The following is a 3,641-nucleotide window of genomic DNA, read 5'->3' on the forward strand; positions in this document are numbered from 1 at the left end:
CAAGGTGATATTACTTGCGTTATTACTCCGTTAATTTTATTTTTTCCTTCTCGCGATCACCTTGCAATCATTGGATTGGTGACAGACCTTACTAAATGGACCTGAACTTTTTTCGTCAGAAGCTGATCAGCCAAAAAAGCGATTTTTTAGCACGTTACTACTCCGTAATCCTCCTCAATTTTGGTTTTTTATCGTTTTTTTCTTCGATTAGACCTTAACCATCACAAAAATACTCAGATCATTGGGTGGTTAACCGTTCGTTGCTTTCGTTTTACTTTTCAGATTCTTAAAATGCACAGATAACGGTTAGTATATGGAAAGTAGGGCAGTTTAAAAGCACTTACTTTATGACTTACACTTAGCCATATTTTTTGTTTTATTTTTATATTTTTTCTAAAATACAAATTAAAAATGTGGCGGACTTTACAAACAAACACAAACTTTGGATTTAGCAATAATCGCCCTATTTTTTATATACATTGTTACCTGCTGGCCTTATTAATTATGAATTCAATCGGAATATTCTGTCCTGTAAGGTATTCGGTGATAGTTGGAACAACTTTAAAATTAGGGATTACTCCTCTTCCAAATTCACCACTCTGTACATTCATCTCGAATTTTAGTGATGGTATGTCTATCAATAATCTTGAATGTGGTAAAACCAATTCGCTACTATAGCCACTTGTATTTCCATAATATCCACCACCTGTTTCCTCGCCAACAAAAATCCCTCGATTACTAGTTTTAATCATATTTGAAAATTCACTACCGCCAGAATAAGTTATAGGACTAATTATGACAAAAAGTTTACCGTTATATTTATATTTTGGCTCTTTCTTGTAAGCCATTAAGCCAAATCCCTTATTAGGTTTTCGACAATAACTTCCATCAGTCATTTTATCATTTGCGAAAATCCGTTCAAAGAACCCGAAAGTCTTAAGTTTTATAGGTTTGTCAATACCATTGTCAAGAACTGAAACTTGGCTTTTTGCACAAACAGATTCATATTTTTGGTAGTTATCAGCGATATAAGAAAATAATAGATTTTCATTGCCCTCATTTCCACCGCCATTGTTACTTACATCTATAATTAGATTGTTAATCTTTGATTCTTTGATTGTCTTAAAGCTTACTTCTAAAAACTTTGATAGGCTTTTATGGATTTCATTTTGTTTGTATAGGCCGTTAGAAAACGTATGAACTCCTAAATATGCTATAGTGTCATTCAATATTTCAAACTCTAGGCTTTCTTTATTTGTTTTTCTTTTTTCATTATCGACTAAGCTGTTTCTGAAATCTGTAAGTGTTTGTGATTTTAATTTTAGCCTATTAATCAAACCATTTGAATCTTTAACCACTATATCATACTCATTTATAAAACCGTATTTAAGAAAATGATGTTTTGAAAATGAAAACCCATATAAATCTGAAAATTTGACTGCTTTAATAAATCCGTCAGATGCAAAAAGCTCTCCGAGTTCATTTACTAACTGTAAAGGATTTTTATCATTAATACTCAAAATTTCGTGACCGAGAAGAGGTTTATTATACAGGTTACTTTCTTTGGCGACATACATTTTCTTATTCAGAAAAATGACATTCAACGGAAGATACCGTGCCTCATTATCTAAAAAGGTTTCTGTTTCTTCGGAAAATTCGATATTAGTATGGTCTTCTCTTGAAAGACCAACTAAAGGTGCAACAACATTAAAAAATTCAATTTCATTTAAATCTTTATTAATTTTCATCTTTGCATCTTTAAATGCACTATCGACACTATCTTTAGGCGTATACCAATACATTCCTGAGTGATGTTTGTCAAGACCTTGATGAAGTAATTCTAAATCTCTTAGAAGTAAATTTTTGTTGATTTTTTTAAGAGGACCATAGTCTTGCGCAACAGTAATCGAAAAGAAATGGAATAATGTTAAAGTCAGTATTAATTTCTTCATTTATTAATTGATTTTTGACAAATAGAAGAAAATTATACTGCCTTGATTGGTATAATATTGACTTTTTAAGTCAAAAACTCTTTTTGGTAGGTTTTAGGTCTTATTCCAATAAATTTTTTGAATGATTTTGAAAAATGAGAAGTATCGGTAAAATTATACTCATAAGCTTTCTCTGTAATAGAACATGTCTTTGTTATCGTCTTTTTACAATGAAAAACTTTTTTCATTAAAGTGTAATGTATTGGTGAAATACCTGTCGTTTCTTTAAATTTTCTCGCAAAGCTGTATTTATTAAGATTTACTATATCTGCTAATTGCTCTAGAGATATATTTTTTTTTATATTCTGTTCTATGTAAGTGTCAATACTATTCCAGTATTCTAGTGGTTTTTTAATTTTTAATGTTTCGGTTAATTCACCAAAAGAGGATAAATGCAAAATAAATCGTTGTAGTAAGGGGTCGTCAGGACTAGCTTCAAGATTCATTAGGCTTTCAAATAATTCATTCAATTCATCATTCCGTATAACTCTATTCTCAAAATATAAGGTTTGTCCTAAAGGAAGTATTCCTCTCACCATTTCATCAGAAATATATAAAGTGTCGAATGATAACAAATTAGTTGAAGAATATATAGGATTTGAATGTAATTCGTAGGGATGCGTTATAGTTATGTCACCCACATTTCCTACAAATTGTTTTTCCCGAATATTTATAAGTTCAACACCATTTTTAATCATCGATATGCAAAATTCGGGATGAAAATGAAGAGGGAAAGCTTCTTTTTGGTTCTTGAATGATAATTTATTCACAGTATTCTTTGGCTTGCAGGTAACGGCTTCGGCTAAGGTTAGTACGGGAATAAATAGGCGATTAATTTCCTATTAAGCACTTAGCCAAAACTTTTTATTTTGTTTTAATTTTTTCATTTTAAAAGCCAAATCAAAAGATTTGGCGGACTTAATAAAAATACACTAAACTTTGGATTAAAAACCAACCCCGTATTAATTTTAGCCATTGTTGGCAGTAGGTTTTTATTGTTCGTTCAATTCGTTGAGCAACTCACGAGCCATGGATTTAAAGTCATTATATAGTTCCTCAAAACTTACAGGTTCGTCATATAGAGTTTCGTGGTCAAACATAACAATTGGACAATCCTTATTATTCATTCGGTTTGTGTCAAAACAAACAATTCCCCAGTCACTGTAGTCTGCAAAAGGAATAAATCCTTTTTTAATTAATTCTTCAGGTTCCCAATAATTAAAATAATATTCTGTTAGCGTAGTCTTCCAATCTCTAACACAATGTTTAAAGAATCTTATCTCCGCAATATTTTCCAATTCGTAGAAATGCTTATACTTCAAAAAGTCTTTATAAAGTTCAGGATATTTATGTCCTATTTGATTTTCTAATTCAAGAATATCTTCATCAGTTACTTTACTTGAAATAGCTTTCCAAGGAATTCGGTCACTTTTTTGTTTAACATCATTATCAATCATTTCAGGCGGCATATTAGAATGAGGAATAAACATCCAGTTCTCATTTTTAAGGCTAGATAATGACTTGTCTACATATTCATAAATTTCTTTTTTGCTCATTTTTTTCGACTTACTGCCAACGTTTAATATATGTGTCGTAGCAGGGCAAAATGTTACCCTGCTTTTGGTTTTTTTTGCGCATTGGTTGCTAACT

Annotated in this window: 3 protein-coding genes; all 3 read right to left on the reverse strand. The window is 30.9% G+C overall.

The genetic code is table 11. From position 1 onward, the window contains the following. Positions 1-482: 482 nt before the first annotated feature. The gene (locus Q1A73_RS24270; RefSeq protein WP_299611352.1) at positions 483-1,952 is read right to left on the reverse strand and encodes a S41 family peptidase; all 1,470 of its coding nucleotides are present in this window, start codon (positions 1,950-1,952) and stop codon (positions 483-485) included. Positions 1,953-2,017: 65 nt separating this feature from the next. Beyond that, positions 2,018-2,761: an AraC family transcriptional regulator gene (locus Q1A73_RS24275; protein WP_299611355.1), complete on the reverse strand. Its 744-nt coding sequence runs from the start codon at positions 2,759-2,761 to the stop codon at positions 2,018-2,020. A 222-nt stretch (positions 2,762-2,983) separates the two neighbouring features. After that, a partial coding sequence (locus Q1A73_RS24280) for an SMI1/KNR4 family protein (protein ID WP_299611358.1) occupies positions 2,984-3,641 on the reverse strand: 658 nt, incomplete at its 5' end.

The sequence above is a fragment of the uncultured Aquimarina sp. genome, assembly GCF_947492115.1.
Lineage (GTDB): Bacteria > Bacteroidota > Bacteroidia > Flavobacteriales > Flavobacteriaceae > Aquimarina.